The sequence below is a fragment of the Bacteroides sp. GM023 genome, assembly GCF_014750685.1.
Taxonomy (GTDB): domain Bacteria; phylum Bacteroidota; class Bacteroidia; order Bacteroidales; family Bacteroidaceae; genus Bacteroides.
Genome location: NZ_JAAXGE010000007.1, coordinates 416,571 through 435,200, shown reverse-complemented (window position 1 = coordinate 435,200; position 18,630 = coordinate 416,571). Strand labels below are relative to the sequence as shown.

The 18,630-nt window shown below is 42.5% G+C and carries 16 protein-coding genes; 5 read left to right on the top strand and 11 right to left on the bottom strand.

The window, feature by feature from the left end:
- Positions 1-174: 174 nt before the first annotated feature.
- Positions 175-939, bottom strand: coding sequence for a diadenylate cyclase CdaA (gene cdaA, locus HC965_RS16970; protein ID WP_191032568.1), 765 nt, complete (start codon positions 937-939; stop codon positions 175-177).
- Between the two features lie 11 nt (positions 940-950).
- Entirely contained in the window at positions 951-1,817 is an 867-nt protein-coding gene (gene folP, locus HC965_RS16965) for a dihydropteroate synthase (RefSeq protein WP_191032567.1), read from the bottom strand.
- Positions 1,818-1,933: 116 nt separating this feature from the next.
- On the opposite strand from folP, the gene HC965_RS16960 reads away from it, so the two are divergent.
- Entirely contained in the window at positions 1,934-3,949 is a 2,016-nt protein-coding gene (locus tag HC965_RS16960) for an ATP-binding protein (RefSeq protein WP_191032566.1), read from the top strand.
- 77 nt (positions 3,950-4,026) lie between these two features.
- Positions 4,027-5,325, top strand: coding sequence for a UDP-N-acetylmuramoyl-tripeptide--D-alanyl-D-alanine ligase (gene murF, locus HC965_RS16955; protein ID WP_191032565.1), 1,299 nt, complete (start codon positions 4,027-4,029; stop codon positions 5,323-5,325).
- A gap of 3 nt (positions 5,326-5,328) precedes the next feature.
- On the opposite strand, the gene HC965_RS16950 is transcribed toward murF, so the two are convergent.
- Complete coding sequence (locus HC965_RS16950; RefSeq protein WP_191032564.1) at positions 5,329-5,718, bottom strand: VanZ family protein; 390 nt, start codon at positions 5,716-5,718, stop codon at positions 5,329-5,331.
- A 102-nt stretch (positions 5,719-5,820) separates the two neighbouring features.
- Between HC965_RS16950 and HC965_RS16945 the strand changes: the two genes are divergently transcribed.
- Positions 5,821-7,191, top strand: a complete 1,371-nt coding sequence (locus tag HC965_RS16945; RefSeq protein WP_191032563.1) for a sodium-dependent transporter — start codon at positions 5,821-5,823, stop codon at positions 7,189-7,191.
- Positions 7,191-8,108 carry a helix-hairpin-helix domain-containing protein gene (locus HC965_RS16940; RefSeq protein ID WP_191032562.1) on the top strand — a complete coding sequence of 306 codons (918 nt, stop codon included), beginning with the start codon at positions 7,191-7,193 and terminating at the stop codon, positions 8,106-8,108. The genes HC965_RS16945 and HC965_RS16940 overlap by 1 nt, the downstream gene beginning before the upstream one ends.
- 178 nt (positions 8,109-8,286) lie before the next feature.
- Here the strand turns inward: HC965_RS16940 and HC965_RS16935 are convergent, their stop codons facing one another.
- The 3 genes from HC965_RS16935 to HC965_RS16925 are packed head-to-tail and all read right to left on the bottom strand — an operon-like array spanning position 8,287 to position 11,804.
- Positions 8,287-8,943 (bottom strand): ABC transporter ATP-binding protein, encoded by a 657-nt coding sequence (locus tag HC965_RS16935; protein ID WP_191032561.1) that lies wholly within the window; start codon positions 8,941-8,943, stop codon positions 8,287-8,289.
- A 9-nt stretch (positions 8,944-8,952) separates the two neighbouring features.
- Positions 8,953-9,687: a ThiF family adenylyltransferase gene (locus HC965_RS16930; protein WP_191032560.1), complete on the bottom strand. Its 735-nt coding sequence runs from the start codon at positions 9,685-9,687 to the stop codon at positions 8,953-8,955.
- Positions 9,669-11,804: a cation:proton antiporter gene (locus HC965_RS16925; protein WP_191032559.1), complete on the bottom strand. Its 2,136-nt coding sequence runs from the start codon at positions 11,802-11,804 to the stop codon at positions 9,669-9,671. Before HC965_RS16925 ends, HC965_RS16930 begins: the two co-directional genes overlap by 19 nt.
- 260 nt (positions 11,805-12,064) lie before the next feature.
- Here HC965_RS16925 and HC965_RS16920 point away from each other — a divergent pair, with 260 nt between their 5' ends.
- Positions 12,065-13,072 (top strand): aspartate-semialdehyde dehydrogenase, encoded by a 1,008-nt coding sequence (locus HC965_RS16920; protein WP_191032558.1) that lies wholly within the window; start codon positions 12,065-12,067, stop codon positions 13,070-13,072.
- 219 nt (positions 13,073-13,291) lie between these two features.
- On the opposite strand, the gene HC965_RS16915 is transcribed toward HC965_RS16920, so the two are convergent.
- The 5 genes from HC965_RS16915 to HC965_RS16895 all read right to left on the bottom strand — a co-directional run bounded on the left by HC965_RS16915 (position 13,292) and on the right by HC965_RS16895 (position 18,626).
- Complete coding sequence (locus HC965_RS16915; protein WP_191032557.1) at positions 13,292-13,726, bottom strand: hypothetical protein; 435 nt, start codon at positions 13,724-13,726, stop codon at positions 13,292-13,294.
- Between the two features lie 100 nt (positions 13,727-13,826).
- A complete protein-coding gene (locus HC965_RS16910; protein WP_191032556.1) occupies positions 13,827-14,891 on the bottom strand; it encodes a BACON domain-containing protein in 1,065 nt (354 codons plus the stop codon).
- A 16-nt stretch (positions 14,892-14,907) separates the two neighbouring features.
- Positions 14,908-16,209 (bottom strand): DUF4302 domain-containing protein, encoded by a 1,302-nt coding sequence (locus HC965_RS16905; RefSeq protein ID WP_191032555.1) that lies wholly within the window; start codon positions 16,207-16,209, stop codon positions 14,908-14,910.
- Positions 16,210-16,225: 16 nt separating this feature from the next.
- Entirely contained in the window at positions 16,226-17,095 is an 870-nt protein-coding gene (locus HC965_RS16900) for a putative zinc-binding metallopeptidase (protein ID WP_223854927.1), read from the bottom strand.
- Positions 17,096-17,123: 28 nt separating this feature from the next.
- On the bottom strand, positions 17,124-18,626 hold the full coding sequence (locus HC965_RS16895; RefSeq protein ID WP_191032553.1) for a RagB/SusD family nutrient uptake outer membrane protein: 1,503 nt from the start codon (positions 18,624-18,626) through the stop codon (positions 17,124-17,126).
- Between the last annotated feature and the right edge of the window lie 4 nt (positions 18,627-18,630).

The following is an 18,630-nucleotide window of genomic DNA, read 5'->3' as shown; positions in this document are numbered from 1 at the left end:
TTAATAGTATACGGCAAAGGTAGGCGATTCACCTAAATGAGAGGGCATAATTATCGTTCAAAAAGGGTTGGAAATAAAGCAAAATGGTTCAAACAGGCAGAAAAAGCAATGGTCAAAAGATGATGGTTACTTTATGACCCTCATCTTTTGAACATTATTATATGATAGCTAAAATCAGTTTTCTTTTGTCAGCAGGCTTTCCAGTTCTTCCGCATTCAGACGGAGATAGAACTGTCCGCGATAGGCTACGGAGATGGAACCCGTTTCTTCGGAGACAATGATAGCATGGGCATCCGATTGCTGCGAGATTCCCATAGCTGCGCGGTGACGCAATCCTAATTCTTTGGGAATATTCAAGTCATGGGATACAGGAAGGATACATCCGGCCGCTTTGATACGTTTCTTACTGATAACCATCGCGCCGTCATGCAAGGGACTATTCTTGAAGAATATATTTTCAATCAAGCGTTGGTTAATTGCTGCGTCGATAACTTCACCTGTACGGACGATTTCATCTAGAGGGACATTATGTTCAATGACAATCAATGCACCGACTTTTTGTTTACCCATACTCAAACAAGCCATAACTACCGGCATAATGTCGTCGTGCTTCAAAGCTTCTTTCTTCGAACCGTTGAAAAGACGGGCTAACGCGCTGACATGGCGATGAGAACCCAAAGTTAATAAGAAACGGCGTATCTCGTCCTGGAAAAGGACAATCAAGGCTATCACACCCACATTCATCAATGTGTCGAAGATAGAGCCGAGCAGTTTCATTTCCAGTACCTGGGTCACTACCAGCCAAATCAGGATAAAAACAAGGATGCCGGTGAAAACCTTGATGGAGCCGGACGCTTTCATCAGTTTGTAGGTATAGTACAACAGCAAAGCTACCAGCAGAATATCAATAAAATCTTTTATGCCAAATTCAAAAAACATGCTATCTTCTTTTATTTGCTATATGAACTTTCTTTTTTTATCTTTTCCGTGATTCGGACGGCTTCTACTGCTTCGCGTACATCATGTACCCGGAGAATATGCGCTCCTTTCATTAACGCAACAGTATCCAGGATAGTTGTCCCGTTCAGCGAATCTTGTGGGGTTCCGCCCAATAATTTATAAACCATTGATTTCCGGGATACTCCGACCAATACCGGAAGCTCGAAAATACTGAATTCTTCGAGGTGTGCCATCAGTTCATAATTATGCTCCAATGTTTTGCCGAAGCCGAAGCCCGGGTCGAGGATAATGTCTTTTGCTCCCAAGTCACGGAGTTGCTGCACTTTGCAGGCGAAATACAGAAAGACTTCTTTTATCAGATTGTCGTAATGAGGTTCTTTCTGCATACTTTGCGGCGTTCCCTGCATATGCATCATGATATAGGGCACACCCAGTTCGGCTACTGTACGGAACATCCGGTCGTCCATCTCACCGGCAGCTATGTCATTGATGATGGCGACTCCGTATTCTTTCACACATTGTTCCGCTACATCGGCGCGGAAAGTGTCTACGGAAATAATAGCGTCCGGGTGGTTACGGTTCAGGATTTCCAGTCCGGTGCGAAGCCTGCGCATTTCTTCTTCAGCAGAGATATGTTCAGCGTTGGGACGGGAAGAATAAGCCCCTATATCGATAATGGAAGCACCTTCGTCAATGATTTGCCGGGCACGGGCTGCAATGTCCTCTTCGGTCTGCATCCGGCTGCCGGAATAAAAAGAATCGGGAGTTACATTCAAAATACCCATCACCTGCGGAGTAGCGAGGTCGAGCAACCGCCCTTTTACATTTATATAAATAGGAGATATAGGTTTCATCATTGATACTATTCCTTTTAGATTGCCTACAAATGTAGATAAAAAAAGCAAGTATTGCACTAAAAATAATAAATAAACGTATATTTGCAATCAATAGAAGAAACCGAAAAATTCATACCATGTGCCGATTACCCCTCATTCGCGTAGGATTTATTTTTTTCCTTTTGTTCTTAACAGCTTCTGCCAAAGCTCAAAAAGAGGCTGAAACATTTAACGTTGATTCTACTCTGTATGAATATTATCAGCGTTGCCAGGAATACTTGTTAGAACCAGTTGTGCTCGGCATGTCTGACACCTTGTTCAATATGGCTGCCGAACAGCATGACACACGCATGCAGGCAGTAGCCATTGCTACCCAATTGGACTATTATTATTTCCAGGGGACGCAGGAAGACAGTGTTATCTTCTACACCGACAAGGTGAAGAATTTCGCCCGGGCTACCCACCAACCCAAATATTATTATTTCGCGTGGGCCAACAGGCTCATCACCTACTATCTGAAAACAGGCAGACCCAACCTGGCATTCTACGAAGCACAAAAAATGCTGAAAGAAGCGCAGGATGAGGACGACAAGACAGGTCTGTCCCGTTGCTATAACATCATGTCTCAAATCTACACCGTCAAAAGACTGGATGGCATGGCCTGCGAATGGCGTCTGAAAGAAATCGAACTGACCGAGAAATATAAGCTCGAGAACTATAATATTTCTCAAACTTATACTCAAATAGCCAATTACTATATCAATCAGGATAAGCCCAAAGAAGCATTGAAAGCGCTGGAGAAATCCATCGAAACCGCCAACTCTCCTATTCAAAAGATTACTGCGAAGCTGGAGTATATCAACTATTATAGCAAATTCGAAAATTTCCCGGCTGCCGAGAATATACTAGAGGAATGTAAACAGGAGTTTGACCAGGACAAGAGACTGGAATCTATCAAGAAACGGCTCTACAACATGGAATGCCTTTACTACAAGCAGACCAAACAGTATCAGAAAGCTCTGGAAGCCGCCGACAGGCAGGAAATGGAGGAACAACGCCTTAGCGAAAGCGCGCTTAACAGCAGCCACTACCGCACAAAAGGAGAAATATACAGCGACATGGGCAACATGAGCCAGGCTGCCAAATACCTGCAAATGTATATCAAGGCCGAAGATTCATTGAAAATAACCAATGAGCAAATGGCTAGCAGCGAGTTCGCCACTTTACTCAATGTGGAGAAGCTCAATTCTGAAAAGAAGGAGCTTATGCTTCAGGCACAGGAAAAAGAGATACATAATAAAACAACGCTAATTATCTCATTGATTATTGTACTGGGTATTGTATTCATGTTCCTGTACAGGGAGAACTTCCTGAACCGTAAGTTGAAAGTTTCGGAAGCGGAACTGAAGACCAGTAACGAAGAATTAACGGTTTCACGGGAAGAATTGCGCAAAGCCAGGGATATAGCAGAAGCCAACAGTCGGATGAAAACGACATTCATTCAAAGTATGACACACGAAATCCGCACGCCGCTCAATTCTATTATAGGTTTCTCGCAGGTTTTGAGTGACCATTACAGTAACAGTCCGGAAACCCAAGAGTTTGTCAATATCATCAAGAGTAACAGTAACGACTTGCTTCGACTGGTCACTGATGTACTTACCTTATCCGAGTTAGACCAATATGACGAGCTTCCTGTAAATACTGAGACGGATATAAATACGGTCTGTCAGCTTGCATACGAAGTAGCCAAAGACAACAGGCAGCCGGGTGTAGAAGTGCTACTCGAACCGGAAAGAGAGTATTTGTTTATCTCTAGTAATCCACAACGTGTTTCACAAGCCCTGAATAACCTGGCACATAATGCTGCCAAATTCACAACTAGCGGCAGTATCCGCATTGCTTATTCTGTATTGGAAGCAGAAAAGAAGCTGGAAATCACTGTGACCGACACGGGAATCGGTATCCCGGAAGAACAGCAGGATGTGGTATTCTCCCGTTTCTACAAAGCGAACTCTTTCACACAGGGAACCGGGCTCGGACTTCCCATCAGCCGGGGGATTGTAGAAAAGTTAGGTGGTAGTCTGCGAATAGACGCTTCGTACACCGGTGGATGCCGGATGGTACTGACTTTACCTTTGGTTCATGTCTAAGTAAAAAACTGCCCGAACTCCTGCCAAATCCGAAAGAATAGCCTATCTTTGCAGCGTTTTAAATTAAAGTTCAGGTTATGAAACTTGCTGCTCTTTACCAAATTTTTCAGGAGTGCCAATCAGTCACTACTGATAGCCGGAACTGCCCGGACGGTTCTTTGTTTATCGCCTTGAAAGGCGAGTCGTTCAACGGTAATGCATTTGCCAAGTTAGCGTTGGATTCAGGGTGTGCATACGCCATTGTCGATGAAGCTGAATATGCCGTAGAAGGCGACCGGCGATATATACTTGTAGACGACTGTCTGCAAACCATGCAACAACTTGCCAACTACCATCGCCGCCAACTCGGTACACGTGTGATTGGTATCACCGGAACAAACGGGAAAACGACTACCAAAGAATTAATTTCCTCGGTTCTTTGCAAAGCTCACTATGTTCTTTATACATTAGGTAATCTCAACAATCACATAGGCGTACCCACGACTTTGCTCCGGCTGAAACCGGAACATGACCTCGCCGTCATTGAAATGGGAGCCAATCATCAGGGAGAAATCAAGTTCCTTAGTGAAATAGCCGAACCTGATTATGGTATTATCACCAATGTGGGCAAAGCTCACCTGGAAGGATTCGGCTCTTTCGAGGGAGTTATCAAGACGAAAGGAGAATTGTATGACTTTCTCCGTAAGAAAGAAGAATCTACCGTTTTCATCCATCACGACAATTCGTATTTAATGAATATAGCTGGTGGATTGAACCTGGTTTCTTATGGTACGCAGGACGATTTGTATGTCAACGGACACATCACGGATAATTCCCCTTATCTTGCTTTCGAATGGAAAGCGGGCAAAGACGGGGATATTCATCAAGTCCGCACGCAGCTTATCGGCGAATATAATTTCCCGAACGCTTTGGCTGCCATTACTATCGGACGTTTCTTCGGAGTAGAAGCAAAATTGATTGATGAAGCTTTAGCGGAATATACGCCGCAAAACAACCGTTCCCAGCTCAAAAAGACGGATGATAACACGTTGATTATCGACGCATATAATGCAAATCCGACCAGTATGATGGCTGCCCTGCAAAACTTCCGCAACATGACAGTTCCTCATAAGATGCTTATATTGGGAGACATGAGGGAACTGGGTGCTGAAAGTGCCGTTGAGCATCAGAAGATTGCAGATTATATCAAAGAAAGCGATTTTGAGAAAGTATGGCTCGTAGGAGAACAGTTCGCAGCCGCACAACACTCTTTCAAGACTTATGCCAATGTGCAGGAAGTCATCAAAGAGCTGGAAGCAAACAAACCGAAAGGATATACCATTCTCATCAAAGGTTCTAACGGTATCAAGCTAAGTTCAACAGTAGAACGCTTATAAACACTATTTTTTTATCATTCTCGGTCTCACCACATAGTAGGCTACTAAACTTGCCAAAATCGCCCCGGTGGAATTAGCTGCGAAATCCAGCCAATCTCCACCACGATAACTCGTGCAGTATTCCTGCATCAGTTCCACACAACCACTGAAAAGAACAGGGCAAATGAATGCACCTACCCAGGCGTGCCACATCGGCGCATTATCCCGGCGGTGTGCCCGCAAAAACTCCAGCCATAACATTCCCGACATACCGAAATACATACAAATATGGACTAGTTTATCTATGTTTGGAATTTCATTCAAATCCGTTTTAGGCGGTTTAAAGAACGACAGGTAAATCACAGTCAGTATTATAAAAAGCGATACAGGATATTTCTTAATATAAGATAGCATATCTAAATAAAATTACAGATTCGGCGCAAATATAAGTATCATTTTCTATATTTGCACTTTAATACATGAATTTATAACGATTTGTAAGACAAAACAAGATTTATGGCGAAAAATGACAGAGCGAACTTCGGCAGTAAGCTAGGCGTAATACTTGCTTCCGCCGGCTCGGCAGTAGGATTGGGTAACATATGGAGATTTCCTTATGAAACAGGAAATCATGGAGGCGCAGCTTTTATATTGATTTATTTAGGCTGTATACTCCTTTTGGGACTTCCTATTATGATTGCTGAGTTTCTGATAGGACGTCGCTCGAGAGCAAATACCGCAGGAGCTTATCAAAAACTGGCTCCTGGCACACACTGGCGTTGGGTAGGTCGGATGGGAGTATTAGCCGGATTCCTGATACTTAGCTACTACTCTGTGGTGGCAGGATGGACACTTGAATATATATTTGAAGCAGCGTCCAATGGCTTCGCCGGAAAAACTTCCGGTGAGTTCATTACTTCTTTCCAGGAGTTTTCCAGTAGCCCGTGGCGCCCGGTTGTATGGCTGGTAGCCTTCTTGCTGATTACTCACTTCATTATCGTAAAAGGAGTAGAAAAAGGGATTGAGAAATCTTCCAAGATTATGATGCCTACCTTATTTATTATTATCCTCATATTGGTAGTCTGCTCGGTTACGCTACCGGGAGCCGGGGCAGGTATTGAGTTCTTGCTGAAACCGGACTTTAGCAAGGTGGACGGGAATGTATTTCTGAGTGCTATGGGACAAGCCTTCTTCTCTCTCAGCTTGGGGATGGGTTGTCTCTGTACATACGCTTCCTATTTCAGTAAAGAGACTAATCTGACTAAAACTGCTTTTAGCGTAGGTATCATTGATACCTTTGTGGCGATATTGGCGGGATTTATCATTTTCCCGGCAGCTTTCTCCGTAGGTATTCAGCCAGGAGCCGGCCCTAGCCTTATCTTCATCACACTGCCTAATGTATTTCAGCAGGCATTTAGTGGAGCACCCGTGTTAGCATACATATTTTCTGTGATGTTCTATACATTGCTGGCTATGGCGGCATTGACTTCTACCATTTCCCTGCACGAAGTAGTGACGGCTTATTTGCACGAAGAATTTAAGTTCTCTCGTGGGAAAGCGGCAAGACTGGTTACCGGCGGATGTATATTCTTCGGGATAATCTGTTCGTTATCGTTAGGGGTAACAAAAGGATTCACCGTCTTTGGTTTGGGAATGTTCGACCTGTTCGACTTCGTAACAGCTAAAATCATGTTACCACTTGGCGGATTGTGCATTTCCCTCTTCACAGGATGGTATCTCGACAAGAAGGTGGTGTGGTCAGAAATTACCAATGACGGTTCATTAAAAGTCCCTGTATACAAACTCATCATCTTTATATTAAAGTATATTGCACCAATCGCCATCACATTGATATTTATCAATGAACTGGGATTCATCAAACTATAATGTGGAAAGACTTCTTTTATTTCACTAAAACTGAACGACAAGGCATTATCGTCCTTGTCGTTCTTATTTTAGGGGTATTCTCTATTCCCCTGCTATTCCCGCTTTTCGAGCATCCTAAAGAAGTGGATGCCACAGAACAGGAGAAGTTCGAAAAAGAATACAACGAGTTTATCGCGTCCCTCAAAAAGACCGAGCCTCATCGGAAATCTGCCGGCAATTCCTTTCAGCCGTTTCCTGAAAAGAAAATTAAACTGACTGTCTTCGACCCGAATACTGCTGATTCCATGACTTTCCTGTCTCTCGGATTACCGCCATGGATGGCTAAGAATATTCTGCATTACCGAAGAAAGCAAGGACGATTCCGCCACCCGGAAGACTTTCGAAAGATATATGGATTGAAGGAAGAACAATACCAGACTCTCCTTCCTTATATTCAGATTACGGAGAATCTCCAATCAAAAGATACAGTACAGTTATTGACTGCACAAAGCGTACAACGGGATACGATATTCAAATACCAACCCGGTACTGTGATTAATCTTAATTTAGCAGACACCACCGAACTCAAGAAGATTCCCGGAATCGGTAGCGGTATTGCCCGAAAGATTGTGAATTACCGCAAGCGGTTAGGAGCTTTTTGCCGGATAGAGCAATTACAGGAGATTCAGCTAAAGGTAGAGAAGCTCCGTCCCTGGTTTTCTATTGATGCCGGTCAGATACATCGTATTAACTTAAATAAAGCCAGTTTGGAACGAATGATGTATCACCCGTATATTAACTTCTATCAAGCGAAAGTAATCGTAGAGTACCGGAAAAAGAAGGGAAGCATAAACAGCCTGAAACAGTTATCGCTCTATGAGGAGTTTACTCCTGATGACTTTGAAAGGTTGGAGCCATACGTTTGTTGTGATTTATAAAAAAAGATGCATTCCTATCACACCAGACAAGAATGCATCACACACAAACAAAACAAACACTCTACTATCATCTTCACAGACTTCCGTAGAGAAGCGACTACAAATATATAGCAAAAAGGTAGAAACCACGCAAGCCTCTACCTTTTTGGTATCCATTTTTAGAAGTTAGGTTTCTTAATTAATCTTTTTTAATCATGCCATCCACCATGTGCACTGTCCGGTCGGTGATTTTGGCAAGTCCCTCGTCATGGGTGACAATGACGAATGTCTGCCCCAGTCTGTCCCTTAGGTCAAAGAACAGTTGATGTAAATCTTCTTTATTATGTGTATCGAGACTTCCGGATGGTTCATCGGCCAAAATAACAGCTGGGTCATTGATTAAAGCACGTGCTACCGCTACCCGTTGTTTCTCTCCGCCCGACAGTTCATTGGGCTTATGAGAAGCACGGTCGGCAAGCCCCATAAACTCCAGTATCTTCACTGCACGTTCATTTGCCTCTTTTGAAGATACGCCCGCAATAAATGCAGGAATCATCACATTCTCCAATGCCGTAAACTCCGGCAGAAGTTGATGGAACTGGAATACGAAACCTATATTTTTATTACGAAAAGCAGACAGTTCTTTCTCCTTCATCTTGCTGACTACCGTTCCGTCAATCTGCACCGTTCCTGCATCCGGCTCGTCCAAAGTACCCATTATCTGTAACAGGGTAGTTTTACCTGCCCCACTCGGGCCTACGATACTGACAATTTCTCCTTTGTTGATTTCCAGGTCAATCCCTTTCAGCACCTGCAATGAACCGAAACTCTTCGTTATTCCTTCTAGTTTTATCATAATAGCCTTTTATAATCGTTTAATGACATATTCCGCCAAATAGCATCCGAACACAGCCGGCATATAGCTGACTGTTCCACAAGTCGATTTCTTATTCTGTTCATCATCGGTCAGCAATACAGCTTTCGGGTCAGCCTGTTCGGTACTGAACACTACCGGAAGTTTCCGTTTCATTCCCATCTTCTGCAAACGCTTCCGCACTGCTTTGCTTAGTCCGCAATGATAGGTATCCCAAAGGTCGGCAAAGCGAACCTGTGTGATATCGCTTTTCGCTCCTGCCCCCATACTGGAAACAATCTTGATACGACGCTTCATCGCTTCAAAAATCAGATAACATTTCGGGCTGATTGTATCAATAGCATCTACTACAAAGTCATACTTATCGGCATCCAGCAGTTCCGGTATATTTTCATCTTTCAGATAGACAGGAAGAACCCTCAGCTCAATATTCGGATTTATATCTTTATACCGGGCAGCCAGCACTTCTGCTTTTGTCTTTCCTAATGTGGAATGCATGGCAGGCAACTGGCGGTTTATATTGGTAGGTTGTACCGTATCGGCATCTACAATCGTCATCCGACCGATTCCCGCGCGACAAATCATCTCGGCCGCATAAGCCCCTACTCCACCCAAACCTACGACTAACACATGGGAATTACGGATGCGATTCATCTTTTCCTCTCCCAAAAGGAGCTCTGTTCTTTGCTGCCAGTTATTTTCTTCCATCAATTTTTCTTTAGCCATTTATAGAACCATTTACCAACCTTTTCATAATGCTGCGACTCATTATGTCCGCGAGGGTCAGAGAAAGAAACAATTTCCTGCGGCTCGCCGAACTGGTCGGGATACAAAATAATCAAACTATTATTAGAGAAATACTTTCCGAGTTGTGCCGGCAGACGGTCGAAAGAAGGATCGTAAGAAATAGACCCCCGACGGGCGGAAATAACAACCAGCAAATGGTCGAAATTCACTTGCCCTGTCAATAGAAGAAGGTCTTCCCATTCGTCCAACGTAGAAAACTCGGTCGGTGTTCCTGAATATTTCTTCTTTACAAGATGCTGAAGCCGCATCAAAGTCCGTTCGTTTGCAAAGAAATGCACGCGACATCCCAGGATACTTCCCATCCGGCAGAAGTGTTCCACCCATTTTGCAAAACCGGTTTCATATTCGGCCTTCGGCGGAACGGCTATATTGATTCGCCGCAAGGTATTCACCGGCATCAGGAATTTGGCAATCATCACTTCACGGTGCGTACCTTTCAGCAAACTCTCAGCCAGATGCCCGAAGAAGGAATCCACGATATTGGCTTTCCGGTGCAAACCGATGACAACATCCGTAGCTTCATATTCCTTTATCGTATGAATAATCCCCGAAGCAATATTCAAATCATAACGACTCACCATCGTGACAGGTACATCGGCAGCAGCGGCAATCATCGCCGCTTTTTCCAAATTACGTTTTCCCTGCAACTCTTTCTTTTCCGAACTATTATTATCATTGATAACATTCAATGCGATTAATGCATTCTTCTGTTTGGCATCTTTTATCACCAGTGCCAGGTTAATAAGGTCTTCAATCGTATCCGGGTTGGCAACCGGAATCAATATCTGTTCCTTATTCTTGTTTGTTCCCTCTTCTTCCGACTGTACTGTTTCATCCAAAGCAAAACGGCGGGCAGCACGTTCCGTCACCAAAGAACTAATGACACAAGTAAAAAGAATCATCACGACCGTACCGTTCAGTACATCGTCATTCAATAATCGTTCGCCATTCTCCATGATAATCTCGTGTCCGATTAATACCGCTGCCAACGTAGCCGCTGCCTGCGCATTACTCAAACCGAAAATCATGCTCCGTTCGTTCGGTTTCATACCATAAATCTTTTGCGTAATCCATGCAGCCAGCCATTTACTGAAGGTAGCAACCACGGTCATCACAACCGCCACTTTCAATGCTTCCCCACCGGTAAACAGGCTTCTTACATCAATAATCATTCCGACACCAATCAGGAAATAAGGTATGAACAACGCATTTCCTACAAATTCCAACCGGTTCATCAAAGGAGATACATGGGGAATCAAGCGGTTCAGAACCAATCCGGCAAGGAAAGCTCCCAAGATTCCTTCCATTCCCACAAACTCCATCAATCCGCCGCCAAGGAAAACCATCGCCAGCACGAATACGAATTGCATTACACTGTCGTCATACTTCCGGAAAAACCAACGTCCGATACGTGGGAAAAAGAAAACAATCAGAAAACCGAGGAAAGCGACTTTCGCTACAAGAAAGCCCCAAAACCAGCCATCGACAGTCCCCTTGAACATACCTCCTATGACAGCAAGAATAATCAAAGCAAGGGTAACGGTTACTGCCGTACCGCCGATTGTTATATTAACACTGCGCAGACGAGACAATCCATAACGGCTGATAATAGGGTAAGCAATCAACGTATGGGAAGCGTACATACTGGCCAGTAGCACAGCAGTGAGAAAACCATATCCCAACATACTCATACTACTCCATATTCCCAATCCCATCGGAATCAGAAAGGTAAGCCAGCCGAATACAAAACTCTTCGTCCGATTCTTCTTGAAATCTTCCATATCCATTTCGAGCCCGGCAAGAAACATGATATAGTATAGTCCTACTTTACCGAAAAGTTCGAAGCTACTGTCGCGGTCGAGCACATGAAAACCATGTTCGCCAATCACCACTCCCGCCAGAATCATGCCAATAATATGAGGTATATGCAGACGTCCGAGAATCATCGGAGCAAAAAGAATAATAATCAATACCAGGAAGAATACCCAGGTAGGGTCGGTTATCGGTAAGGTAAAATTAAAATCAAACAGGTTCATAGGCTGTAGCTTTAGGAATTCAATGCAAAGGAACAAAAAAGTTCGCATACCACCAATAAGTTACAGGGTTTGAGTCGTTAGTTTTAGGTTATTTCAATGCCGGTTTTGCCAGTCATCGCCAAAAACTCACGGCTCTATAACTTTTTTCTCATCCAAAATACTGATTATATGGCAAAATGTTATAATTTTGCAGCCAAATCTTTCCTATTCGACAGAATAAGGGGAGAGTTACATTATTCACAATTTAACAAAAGAAAAAGATGAAAGTAGCTATTGTTGGCGTAAGCGGAGCCGTGGGACAGGAATTCCTGCGCGTGCTCGATGAGAGAAACTTCCCGATGGACGAGTTAGTTTTGTTCGGTTCTAAACGTAGTGCCGGAACAACCTATACTTTCCGCGGTAAACAGCTCGAGGTAAAACTCTTACAACACAATGATGACTTTAAAGGGGTAGACATTGCTTTCACTTCTGCCGGCGCAGGCACATCCAAGGAGTTCGAGAAAACCATCACTAAATATGGTGCTGTGATGATTGACAACTCCAGCGCATTCCGTATGGATGCCGATGTACCTTTGGTAGTGCCCGAAGTAAATCCCGAAGATGCTTTGGAGCGTCCTCGTGGCGTCATTGCCAACCCGAACTGTACAACTATCCAAATGGTAGTTGCACTGAAAGCCATCGAAAAGCTTTCTCATATAAAAACCGTGCACGTGTCTACCTATCAGGCAGCCAGCGGTGCGGGTGCTGCTGCTATGGACGAATTGTACGAACAATATCGCCAGGTATTGGCTAACGAACCTGTGACTGTAGAGAAGTTTGCGTATCAGTTGGCTTTCAACCTGATTCCGCAAGTGGACGTATTTACAGAAAACGGCTACACGAAGGAAGAGATGAAGATGTTTAATGAAACACGTAAAATCATGCACTCCGACATCAAGGTTAGTGCTACTTGCGTACGTGTTCCTGCATTGCGTGCTCACTCTGAAAGTATTTGGCTGGAAACAGAACGCCCTATCTCGATTGAAGAAGCCCGTGAAGCATTCGCCAAGGGTGAAGGACTGGTTCTTCAGGACAATCCGGCTGAAAAGGAATATCCGATGCCATTGTTCCTGGCAGGAAAAGACCCTGTATACGTGGGTCGTATCCGCAAAGACCTGACGAACGAAAACGGACTGACTTTCTGGGTTGTGGGCGACCAAATCAAGAAAGGTGCCGCACTGAACGCTGTTCAGATTGCCGAGTATCTGATTAAAGTAAAAAATGTCTAAGCTATCAGCCCGGTGATACTATCCGGGTATTTATAGATAAACCCAATCAATGAACCGGCTTGCAACGCGATATGAATCGCAATGCAAGCCGGTTTATTAGTTCTATACCTTGTTATTGGGATCAGAAGCTGAGTAACCACTCCAAAATCACAAAAGCTAAATTAAGCCGTGCGGCTTAAAGGAATTCTATTAGAGATGTATTCAACAAATAGTCCAATATTAAATAAAAGTTATAGATATTTTATATTTTAATTTGTAAGCAAAGCAAGAATGCCCTGAAGCAGTATCTGCATATCCATAACTATAATTTTGATCCTCATACTCTAATTCCACTTTATGGTCAAATGCCGATGAGAAAAAGACAATATCAATATTCTTACCATCAACTGTATACGAAAAATTAGTAGAAATTGAAAGATAAGTAGGTTGCGCATAATCCAAACTAAAAGGTAAAACTACAGTAGCCTCTCCAATGTCACCAGCTTTCCACTGTATAGAAGCAGTAATATTCACACACTCTGTGTACTGATCACCACAAGGAGTAACTGGCCATGCTGGAAAGTCTGGTTCATCAGGTGGCAAAACAGTAGTTTGCGCCATCACTTCAACTAATCCGAACAACATGAATAAAGAAAAAAGCAGGGTCTGTTTCATAATCATAATACTTAATTTTAAGTTCAACATCAAAACTGTTTTATCAAGATCAATAGAGAGCAGCCACCAAGTAGCCACTCCCTATGCATTCTTTCATGAATTATTTATGAATCAGCACTATATCCGTCATGGAGCCCCAATTCTTCACTATCTTACCGTCCTTAACACAGGCATAATAAAATCCATCCACAGTAAGGCTGCCATCATTCGACCATACGCCATTATCACCAAATGTCAGTTCTAACTGATTTTCAGCATTGAGTACTAGTGGAGCGATATATTGTAAATCATCACTGAGAACTATGTTTCCCTTTTTGCAATACGCATACATATACAGTGGAACTTGGCCATAGTCCGTAACATTCATATATCCCAAGAACTGGCTTCCCATCGGAAAAGCTAGTTTTCCATCCGTATAAAGGGCTTTTCCGGGTAAACCACCAGCATTCGTAATAGGAACTCCCGACAAGTAGCGTACATCATATGTATCAGGAGTATTTGTTATATCAAGCCTACATACTCCCTCCTGAGTTCCATTATCCCGAATATATCTGATGACATATTCACCAGCCAAAGGTAATTGTTCAAAAACACCTGTCCATTTTACATTACCAATAGCTACAGTAACTGTAGCAGTTCTTGGTTCTGCCAAATTATAAGGTCCTGAAGCAACATTCACTCGAATTTTACCATCCTTATCATCTGTGAAAGTGAGCCAACCATCTCCACCTTCAGAAGAAACGGTATAATTCCGATGTGTATTCACCTCAAAATCAACAGTTCCTCCCAACAAAGAAAATTTATGTTCTCCTTCTATATTACAATCTGCCATATCACCCATCTGAGTAATATTTACCTGACATTTCTCATTACCTGTACTAATCACAATTAGCGCATTCCGTGCCCCTACATTCAAATTAGGTGAAACTGTCAGATTTATAGTCGTTTCTGAAACAGATATTGTACACCACGAGGCATTGGACACTGCTTCAAAAGCCTGTGTCGTTTTCAATAGAATGGTTCCACTTCCTCCTTCAGAAGGATATTCAACATCAGATTTGACTACCGTTAAGGCACTAACTGATGAGGTATCATCACTATCACTACATCCTGCATGTAGGACAAGCAATACTACAGCTATCAGTATATTTGAAATCTTATTCATAATTCAACTCTTATTATTAGTCCTTTATCATTGTAAAGCCACCCCTATATCGTGATTGTCCCCAATCCTTATATTCAGAACTTGAACCTTCTTTAGGGTATTTCCATAGTATAAACGAATTCCATCCTGTTTTACCACTCCACGTACCATTATTCTTTGTCCATTCAATAGTCGTTTTCCCAGCATCTGCTTTCGGTTCTCCAATCAACCTATAAGATGTATTACCCGACAAGCTGGTGCTGGCAAAAGCATCCCATGCACAAAACCAAATCCGAGTCCCGTCACCAGTCGTTTGCAATAGTTGTGAAGGCCATTCTATTCTTCCCAGCTTATAATTATAATACAGCATCACAGTGAAATTCGCATTCAGACCTTTCATATAGAAAGAATCATCCTTAAACTTCTTCGATATTTGAATATTGTATGTATTATTATCATAATCTGTCATTTTCCAGGAACCGATAAAATCATCGAAATGCATATATCCTTCAGGTAAGGCAGCAGGTTTAATTTTCAGACTTTCCATCCCTTCATCAATACAGTTATACGATTGGGTAACTGCATCATAAACAAAATTCTGAACTTTCTTGCCCGATACTTCCACCGGCGCATATAGTTTAAGCCCCGTATCAGTAATGAGGTATGACCACTTCTGCTCAACAGTCATTCCTTCAGCAGTAGGCAACGTTACAGTAAAATTACGTTCCTGCATAAAAACAGTTTGCGGTTCCCCAGCTATTTCAACGGTATAATAAACGGCAAACATCTTCTGCGAAATACTGGTCGATTTTGTTAATACATCTACTCCAGGACCAGTCAGACGGGTCATTCTAATCATATTTTTCGTTTTCTTTCCACGAAGAATTATTTCATTCTCCGTATGTGAACGGAGCAGAAACTCATAATCACCTTCATATCCCTTACCTGAACCACCAGCTTCATCTGTAATATCCGGATCAGAGAAATAACTGAACAAAGCATTATATGAATCAAAATTCAGTGTAGGTCCCATATCTTTCTTAATGGAATAAAGGCTCTCTGCCGTCTCTTGAGGTTTCCCAAAAGCATCCGTAGAAACGATAACCTTGTCTCCTTCTACAAATTTCATCACATACAGATATCCTCCATAACTTTGGCTGGGAGAAGGATAATACTCCATCAGCCATCCATATTCAGCACTCCGCAACAAAGTTTGATACTCCTGAACAGCCTGCTCCACTCGTTGGGCTACAGGTGCATCATATACATCATCCACATCTTGCACACATGAAGAGCAGACTATAGTAAACACCAGTAAAATATAAATCAGTTTTTTCATACTTCAGCATTTGTTTTTAGTAAATATGGTCTAAATCAAGTTCACTTATCTCATTAGTGCGTCGAGCAATCACTTTACGGAGTTGGTCAATATCCACCTGCCAGGCATCTATCATATATTTCTTTACCGTAGTAAGTTTTTGTTCAATAATTTTGCCTCCTTCTTCTCCAGCCAAATCCATGACTTCATCCCACTGTTCTGCCGGATAAGTCAGGTAACAAGCGGTCACCTCAGCAATGTCTTCGCTCGGTTTACTGCCTGCATATGGTGTAACAAAACCCAAAGGAGCGACTTCCGGCAATTTTCGATTCTGCCATCCGGTAGGCGTATACTTACCGGCACTAATCTTGTCGTATTCTACCGGATAATTCTTTTTCTGATGAAGAATATGGGCAAACTCATGATGCATCACCTTAAAATAATACTCATTCATACGGTCGATATTCGTCAAGTCAAGCCAGTTCCCCATATATAGAGTAACCTTTAGTCCACCTTCAGCAGTACCCAAAGTTATCGTTCCTTTATCCCATGATGCAGAACCTATGACATGAATCACTTTCGGGGCACACGTGCGAGTAAAGGCTACTCCACCTACTTCGTCATAGGCTTCCAACCAACAGTGTTTCACTATCTTCGCCAACTTCACACTCAGCCAAAAATCTGCAGGAACAAGATTATGACTATAATCTGATTCGATATGCTCCATTCGATACTTAAAATCAATATTATAGGGATTAATATAATTCTCAAGCAGCCAGCGGTCAAACTCGCTCCGTTCCTGTTCGGACACATCAAAAATACTTTGATCTTCCAAATCATCGTTTTGGCAAGCAAAGAAGCTGCCAGTCATTAGAATACAAATCAAATATATATACCAATTTCTCATAATAAATTCTTTTTTATCAAACATTGAACTATCTTGGATTACTCTGCATGCCAGCCTCTACAACCGATGCTGGAATTTGGACAGCTTTACGAAGATCATGCGCTTTCAATACGATAGGGGACTCATTCTCCAAATTATGGGAAATCTCAACGCCAAAACGCTTAATATCCTGCCATCTTTCCCCTTCATGCACTGTTTCAATACGGCGGGCATGAATAACCGCTTTCAGCAAATTAGTCTGCATACCTGCTTCCAAGGCAAACTTGGGGTCAAGCGGCTTACCGTTAGTTGTAGGATCTACTGTTTCATAGAAAAGATTCAACTCTTCTTTATCCGGTATCTTAGTAGCTGCTTTGATACGATACCAATACTGTAAATCAACCACAGCCTTATCATATTGCCCAGAGAGCACATAAGCTTCTGCACGATTCAATAGCGTTTTATCTGTAGTGAAAGCAAACGCAACCTGACGCCCATAATAGCTGCCTGTAATGGCATTAGCTATTTCTTTAAACTGATCCATTTTAGGAACAAAAATAGATTGGTCACCATATCCCAACACTTTTTCATACACCTTCAAAGTTCCATAAGGACCTTTCGACCAAATAGTTTGTTTTTCACAAATCTCACGACTATGCCCATAACGATAAGCTGATTTATAGTTGTTTCCCCACCATGATAAGGTTTGCTGTAGCATCAGATTAGCAGGTTCATCCCTGTCAATATATGCTAATGTGTATTCCATAGAACTAGGGAACTGTGCATAACCAGCCATGTTTCTCAATACAGACGACGGATCTTCACCGATAGCTTCGGTAGCATAACGAATCACTTTATCAAATTTGTTATAAAACAAATTGAACTGTGCAGCAAAAGCATAGGCAGCATTATGATTGAAATGATACTGAGGGACATCATAGGCTTCGGAACTTATCAATGGCAATCCTGCTTCAATATCTTTATCAATCATTGCATAAGTTTCTGCCAATGTACCACGTTCGTAATGTACACCTACAGTTGTTTCGGGAGCTGTAATATATGGAATTCCCAAGTCAGTATCCGCATCATCCCCATAGGCCATACAGAATATTTTAGCCAGAATGAAATGTCCGTATGCCCGACATATCAGGGCTTCTCCTTTATACGGTTGTGCATCTTCCGGGTCACCCAATTCTTCGATAGCTTGTAAAGCCTGATTGGCAGCAGCAATAGCGCCATAACATCCATCCCACAGATATCTTGGTGTATCCTGATTAATATCAGTCATTTCTTCCCAATGGTAAGCCTGCATCAGTATGTTGGAAGGAAAACCATATTTCTCGCCATTGTCCATGCGGTTGTCCGACATAAATTCTTCCATTTGTATAGACGAGGCTGTGGGATAAGCAGACATCAGCAAATCTTTCACTTTTCTCACGGAATTCAATTCCGTACGCTGGTCAGGCATGGTATCCAAATAACTTTCACATGAAGTAATTATAGACATCAATGCGAACGCCAGCAATAGTATTATTTTATTTCTTGTTTTCATACGC

Coding starts and splice junctions, on each gene's coding strand:
- murF (WP_191032565.1), top strand. CDS start 4,027: ATGAAACTTGCTGCTCTTTACCAAATTTTTCAGGAGTGCCAATCAGTC.
- HC965_RS16905 (WP_191032555.1), bottom strand. CDS start 16,209: ATGAAAAAACTGATTTATATTTTACTGGTGTTTACTATAGTCTGCTCT.
- HC965_RS16950 (WP_191032564.1), bottom strand. CDS start 5,718: ATGCTATCTTATATTAAGAAATATCCTGTATCGCTTTTTATAATACTG.
- HC965_RS16920 (WP_191032558.1), top strand. CDS start 12,065: ATGAAAGTAGCTATTGTTGGCGTAAGCGGAGCCGTGGGACAGGAATTC.
- HC965_RS16930 (WP_191032560.1), bottom strand. CDS start 9,687: ATGGCTAAAGAAAAATTGATGGAAGAAAATAACTGGCAGCAAAGAACA.
- HC965_RS16900 (WP_223854927.1), bottom strand. CDS start 17,095: ATGAGAAATTGGTATATATATTTGATTTGTATTCTAATGACTGGCAGC.
- HC965_RS16915 (WP_191032557.1), bottom strand. CDS start 13,726: ATGAAACAGACCCTGCTTTTTTCTTTATTCATGTTGTTCGGATTAGTT.
- HC965_RS16895 (WP_191032553.1), bottom strand. CDS start 18,626: ATGAAAACAAGAAATAAAATAATACTATTGCTGGCGTTCGCATTGATG.
- HC965_RS16960 (WP_191032566.1), top strand. CDS start 1,934: ATGTGCCGATTACCCCTCATTCGCGTAGGATTTATTTTTTTCCTTTTG.
- HC965_RS16925 (WP_191032559.1), bottom strand. CDS start 11,804: ATGAACCTGTTTGATTTTAATTTTACCTTACCGATAACCGACCCTACC.
- HC965_RS16910 (WP_191032556.1), bottom strand. CDS start 14,891: ATGAATAAGATTTCAAATATACTGATAGCTGTAGTATTGCTTGTCCTA.
- folP (WP_191032567.1), bottom strand. CDS start 1,817: ATGATGAAACCTATATCTCCTATTTATATAAATGTAAAAGGGCGGTTG.
- HC965_RS16935 (WP_191032561.1), bottom strand. CDS start 8,943: ATGATAAAACTAGAAGGAATAACGAAGAGTTTCGGTTCATTGCAGGTG.
- cdaA (WP_191032568.1), bottom strand. CDS start 939: ATGTTTTTTGAATTTGGCATAAAAGATTTTATTGATATTCTGCTGGTA.
- HC965_RS16945 (WP_191032563.1), top strand. CDS start 5,821: ATGGCGAAAAATGACAGAGCGAACTTCGGCAGTAAGCTAGGCGTAATA.
- HC965_RS16940 (WP_191032562.1), top strand. CDS start 7,191: ATGTGGAAAGACTTCTTTTATTTCACTAAAACTGAACGACAAGGCATT.